We start from the raw sequence: 5,263 nt of genomic DNA, 5'->3' as shown, positions 1-5,263 counted from the left end.
ACCCCCCGCGCCGGCTCCCGCACCGACCAGGACCCGTGCCGTCGAGATGCACGCGTATGAGAAGCCCGCGCGCGAGAAGCCCGACAACGGGACCTCCTTGGTCACCTTCACTCTGCTGCTCACCGCGCCCGCGGTCCTCGCGGCCGCCGCTCTCCGTCCGCGTTCGCGCTCCGGCGCGCGCGGCGGGCGGCGCGGCTGACGGCCCACCGCGAACCGCTTGGGAGGTTCATCCATGCCCGAATGGCTGATTATGACCCTGGTGATGGCCGGGACCTGCGCGGTCGTGGTGACCGGGGCGGTCCTCAACTCCCGCAGACTCGGGGAGGAGGACGATCCGGACGAGACCCCCGATGTCCTCGACTACATGATCATGATGATCGGCGTGGTCTACGCGATCGTGCTGGGCCTGGCCATCGCCGGTGTCTGGGAGGCGCGCTCCGCCGCGCAGGACGGGGTGCGTACGGAGGCGCAGGCGCTGCACGAGGTGGCCGAGCGGGCGAGTGTCTACCCCGGCCCGGTGCGCGATCGCATCCGCGACGACGTGGACGCGTATGTCGACCATGTGGTGCACACCGAGTGGAAGGTGATGATCGACAAGGGCGAGCTCACCGACCGCGGCACCGAGCTGCTGACCACCCTGCGCCGCGATGTCACCCACGCGGCCCCGCACAGCGACCTCCAGTCGCAGGCGTATCAGCCGATGGTGGATCAGGTGGCCGCCGTGGACGACGCGCGCGGCGCCCGGCAGCAGAGTGCGGGGCCCACGATGCCCCCGCTGGTCTGGTTCGGCCTGGTGCTGGGCGCGGCGCTGGTGATCGGGCTGGTCTTCACCCTGCAGATCCGCCGCTCGCCCCGGGAGCTGATGCTCGCGGTGATGTTCACCGCGCTCATCGTCTTCCTGCTCTTCCTGGTGTGGGACTTCGACGAGCCCTTCGGACGGTCGGTCGGCGACTCGACCACGGCCTTCACCGATCTGTTCCCCAGCGCACGGGGAGAGTCTTGAGCCCGTTCTGGAAGTTGGAGGTGAGCCGCACCGGCTCACCCGCCCGGCGCAGCCCCGGCAGCCGGTCCAGGGCGGCGCGCAGCATGGCCCGCATCTGGACCCGGGCCAGATGCGCGCCCAGGCAGACATGCGGTCCGAAGCCGAAGCTCAGATGGTCGTTGGGGGCGCGGGTGATGTCGAACCGGTCGGGGTCGGTGAAGACCGTCTCGTCGCGGTTGGCCGAGGCGTGGAAGACGACGACCTTCTCACCGCGCCGGATGAGCTGTCCGCCCAGCTCCACATCGCGGGTGGCGGTGCGCCGGAAGTCGATGACGGGCGGCCAGTAGCGCAGCATCTCCTCCACCGCGGAGCCGGTCAGCTCGGGCCGGTCGAGCAGCAGCCGCAGGCTCTCGGGGTGGTCGAGCAGGGTGAGCAGCCCGCCGGGGATGCCGTTGCGCAGCGTCTCGTTGCCCGCCACGGCGAAGAGGAAGAACATGTTCTCGAACTCGTCCCGGCTCAGCCCGCCCTCCCGCATCCGCGCCATCACACTGCCCGGCCGGGGCCGCTCGGCGAGTGCGTGGGCGTAGGCGAACATATCGGCCAGGGCCTCGCGGGAGCGCGGGTTCATCGGCCGGCCGTCGGGGCGGCGCGGCGCCGAGGCCGGCCGGTGGGCGAGAGCGGCACGCCCGATGGGGCTCAGCTCCTCGCGGGCCGCGGTGGACAACCCGGCGTAGTCGGCGTCCTGGTAGCCGATGACCCTGCCGGCCCAGTCGAACAGCAGCCGCCGGTCACCCTCGGGGACGCCCATCACCTGAGCGAGGGTCCAGACCGGCAGATCGGCGGCGAGCTCCACGAAGTCGGCCTCGCCGCGTCCGGCCACGGAGTCCACGAGCGCCGCCGCGCGCTCCTCGATGACCGCCTCCAGCTCCCGTACGGCGCGCGGGGTGAAGGCCGCGGCGACGATGCGGCGGCTGCGGGAGTGGTCGGGCGGGTCCTGGTTGAGCATCATCGCCCGCACGAACTCCAGATCGGCGGGCGTGTCGGGGTCGCGGATCTGGGTGGCCCCGAGGTGGGAGGAGAAGACCTCGGGGGTGCGCAGGACGTGTTTGACGTCGGCGTGCCGGAACACCGCCCAGAAGCCGGGGCCGGCCGGCCAGGCCCCGACCGCGGGCTCGTCGATCCGGCAGACGGGGCGGGTGGCCCGCAATTCGCCGAACAGGGCGTACGGGACACCGGCGGTGTAGGTCTCGGGGAGGAACGCCTCGACAGGGTTCACGGCCGAGACCGTACGGCGCCGGCCTCCGGGCCCGTCAAGACACCCTGCCCGTCAAGACACCCCGCCCGTCACGAGGACCTGCCCCTCAGGACGCCCCGCCCGTCACGGGGCCCTGAGCCACCGGACCCCCCGAGCCCATCGGTCACCGCGCGGCCCCTACGGCACCGGCACCGGGAGGATCCGGCGCAGCGGGTCCTCGGGCAGCCGGCCGTGGGCCTTCCACTCCCGGGGGTAGCCGACCGAGACCTCCTGGAACTTCACCCCGTCCTCCACCGTCGTCCGGGGGATGTGCAGATGGCCGTAGACGACCGTCTCGGCCCGGAACCGCACATGCCAGTCGGCGGTCAGCTCGGTGCCGCACCACAGCGCGAAGTCGGGGTAGCGCAGCACCCGGGTGGGCAGTCGGGTCATCGGCCAGTGGTTGATGAGCACGGTCCGCAGCCCCGGGTCGACGGCCGCCAGCCGCGCCTCGGTCTCGGCGACCCGGGCCCGGCACCACGCGTCGCGGGTGGGGTAGGGGTCGGGGTGCAGGAAGTGCTCGTCGGTGCAGACCACCCCCGCCTCGTGGGCGTGGGCCAGCGCGGCCTCCTTGGTGGCCAGGCCGTCGAGGCGGAAGGTGTAGTCGTAGAGCAGGAACAGCGGGGCGATGACCAGCGGCCCGCCGATGCCTTCCCAGAGCGGGTAGGGGTCCTCGGGCGTGACGATGCCCTTCGCCCGGCACATCTCCACCAGCGCCTCGTAGCGCGCCACCCCCCTGACTTCCAATGGGTCCTTGGGATGGGTCCACAGCTCGTGGTTCCCGGGGGACCAGATGACTTTGGCGAAGCGCTCGCTCAGCAGGCCGAGGACCTCCTCGATCTCGGAGAAGACCTCGCCGACGTCCCCCGCGACGATCAGCCAGTCGTCGTCGGAGCCGGGCCGCAGCCGCTCCACGATCGCCCGGTTCTCCGGATAGGCCACATGAAGGTCGCTGATGGCGAGGAGTTCGCCCCCGTGGGTGCCGCCCATTGTCTCTCCTGTCGTACGGTGGCGGTCATGACGCGGTCGCGGTGCGCGAGCACCGCTTGACGGGCCGGGTGATCACCGGACCGTCCCTGGCGCTAGCCTCGCAGATGTGGTGGACAAACTCCCTCCGTCTTTTGAACGGGGAACCGACGGACCGAAGGTCATCGTGGCCGGACTGGACGGTTCCGAATCCTCCTGGCGCGCCACGGCCTACGCCGCCGGGCTGGCCAGGCGCCAGAAGGCGCTGCTGGTCGTGGTCTACATCCAGCCGGTGCTGGCCGCGGGGGCGGCGCTCGGTGCCTCGGTGGCCGACACCACAGGTGAGGTGGCCGAGGAGCTGATGCGGGAGATGCGGGAGGCCACCGAGCGGCTGCGCGGGGTCTTCGAGGTGCGCTGGGAGTTCCACACCTTCCGGGGCGATCCGTACAACGGACTGGCCCAGGCGGCCGATGAGCTGAAGGCCGACGCCGTGGTGGTGGGCGCGTCCGAGCAGGCCGGGCACCGTTTCATCGGCTCGGTGGCCGTACGGCTGGTCAAGGCCGGGCGCTGGCCGGTCACCGTGGTGCCGTAAGGGCCGCCCGCCCGGCTCGCGGAGCCCGGCGCGGTGAGGCACCGTGGGAGAAGCGAACGGACCACCCCACGGACCGGGGAGACTGCGATGGCCCACATCTACCGGGTGACCGAGATCGTCGGCTCGTCCTCCGAGAGCGTCGACGACGCGATCCGCTGCGCCATCGGCCGCGCCTCGAAGACGCTCCGGAATCTTGACTGGTTCGAGGTCGGCCAAGTGCGCGGGCATATCGAGAACGGCCGGATCGCGCACTACCAGGTGGGTCTGAAGGTCGGATTCCGGCTCGAGGACCCCGACGCCGGCTCCGGGGACCGGGCCGGCTGACCCCGGCTCAGCCACGGGGCACGACGGTGGACAGCACGGACGGCAGCGGATACCAGTCGGCGGTCGCGAAACTGGCGTGTCGCCCGGCGAGTTCGGACACCCGGTCCCGTGCCTGGGCCTCGGTGGGGTTGGTGCCGTCGATCGGGGGCGCCACATTGTGGGCGTCCGTCATGATCAGCAGGTAGTGGCGGTCGTCGTACCAGGCGGTGTCGATACCACTGGTGACATACGTGGACGCGTCCCCGTCGAAGAGCACGAACCACGGCCGGAGGGTGGCGTCGGTGTAGCGGGTGCGCGGGTCGCCCGAGGCGGCGCCGTGGACGGCGGGGAAGGCTGCGGCCTGACCGAGCTTCCCGGCGGCGGACAGGTCCCGCAGATGGGTGGCGTACTCGCGGTCGGTCCACAGCGTGTCGAGGGGGTTGTTCTCCTCGACCGTGCCCGGTATCAGCTCGACGATGAACTTGCCCGCGAGCGCCGAGCGGGACGGCCAGCCGCCCGCCTGTACCGCCTCGTCGAGGGTGGCATGGCCGCCCACCACATCCGCCGGGCGCAGCACCGCGTCGCCCAGGGTGGCGCCGAGGAGGGCGTCGAGGTCGGCCGGGCCGCGGCCCTTCTTGCCGTTGAAGCCGTCCTTCATCTCCACCTTGACAAGGATGGGACGGTGCCCCGGATGGGCCTGGTGCCAGGCCCGCATGTCGGCGAGGCAGCCGGCCAGGCTCTGGTCGCGGGGCTTGGTGCGCAGCTCGCCCGGGCCCGCCGCGTTCTCGCAGTCGTTGTCGTTGCCGAGCGGGTTGGAGTGCGAGACCCGCCAGCCGGCGCCGAAGGCGTTGGTCCACACATCGAGTTCCAGGAGCGAGGCTCCGGAGTCCAGCGCGTCGGCGAAGTAGGGGTACTTGGCCTTCTCGTAGGCATTGTGCACCCCCACCGAGGTGGTGGCGGAGTAGGACGGATCGTCCGCGGTGGCGGGCCGGGCCTCCGCCGGTGCCGTCAGACACAGTGCGGCGGCCGCCGCGGCGACCGCCACCGTTCCCGTGCGCCGGGCATGACCGCGCGCCGGACTCCCCACCCTGCCCATGTGTCCCCACCCTCGTCGATGTCGCGACCA

The 5,263-nt window shown here is 71.8% G+C and carries 7 protein-coding genes; 4 read left to right on the top strand and 3 right to left on the bottom strand.

The window, feature by feature from the left end:
- Positions 1–199, top strand: a 199-nt coding sequence (locus GWI24_RS39860) for a hypothetical protein (protein WP_210950913.1), incomplete at its 5' end; no start/stop codon positions are given.
- Positions 200–232: 33 nt separating this feature from the next.
- Positions 233–1,003 carry a DUF4239 domain-containing protein gene (locus GWI24_RS39855; RefSeq protein WP_210950912.1) on the top strand — a complete coding sequence of 257 codons (771 nt, stop codon included), beginning with the start codon at positions 233–235 and terminating at the stop codon, positions 1,001–1,003.
- Here the strand turns inward: GWI24_RS39855 and GWI24_RS39850 are convergent.
- Both GWI24_RS39850 and GWI24_RS39845 read right to left on the bottom strand, forming a co-directional pair.
- Complete coding sequence (locus tag GWI24_RS39850) at positions 966–2,258, bottom strand: cytochrome P450 (protein ID WP_210950911.1); 1,293 nt, start codon at positions 2,256–2,258, stop codon at positions 966–968. The genes GWI24_RS39855 and GWI24_RS39850 overlap by 38 nt on opposite strands.
- Positions 2,259–2,414: 156 nt before the next feature.
- Positions 2,415–3,266 (bottom strand): metallophosphoesterase, encoded by an 852-nt coding sequence (locus tag GWI24_RS39845; protein ID WP_210950910.1) that lies wholly within the window; start codon positions 3,264–3,266, stop codon positions 2,415–2,417.
- A gap of 106 nt (positions 3,267–3,372) precedes the next feature.
- Between GWI24_RS39845 and GWI24_RS39840 the strand changes: the two genes are divergently transcribed.
- Both GWI24_RS39840 and GWI24_RS39835 read left to right on the top strand, forming a co-directional pair.
- Positions 3,373–3,834 carry a universal stress protein gene (locus GWI24_RS39840; RefSeq protein ID WP_137981408.1) on the top strand — a complete coding sequence of 154 codons (462 nt, stop codon included), beginning with the start codon at positions 3,373–3,375 and terminating at the stop codon, positions 3,832–3,834.
- Positions 3,835–3,921: 87 nt separating this feature from the next.
- A complete protein-coding gene (locus GWI24_RS39835) occupies positions 3,922–4,158 on the top strand; it encodes a dodecin (protein WP_210950909.1) in 237 nt (78 codons plus the stop codon).
- 7 nt (positions 4,159–4,165) lie between these two features.
- Here the strand turns inward: GWI24_RS39835 and GWI24_RS39830 are convergent, their stop codons facing one another.
- Positions 4,166–5,233: a phosphatidylinositol-specific phospholipase C domain-containing protein gene (locus tag GWI24_RS39830; RefSeq protein WP_210950908.1), complete on the bottom strand. Its 1,068-nt coding sequence runs from the start codon at positions 5,231–5,233 to the stop codon at positions 4,166–4,168.
- Between the last annotated feature and the right edge of the window lie 30 nt (positions 5,234–5,263).

The sequence above is a fragment of the Streptomyces sp. MK37H genome (genome assembly GCF_018035285.1).
GTDB classification, from domain to species: Bacteria; Actinomycetota; Actinomycetes; order Streptomycetales; family Streptomycetaceae; genus Streptomyces; species Streptomyces endocoffeicus.
The sequence above is the reverse complement of the archived record's forward strand: the minus strand, read 5'-3'. Positions and strand labels throughout refer to the sequence as shown.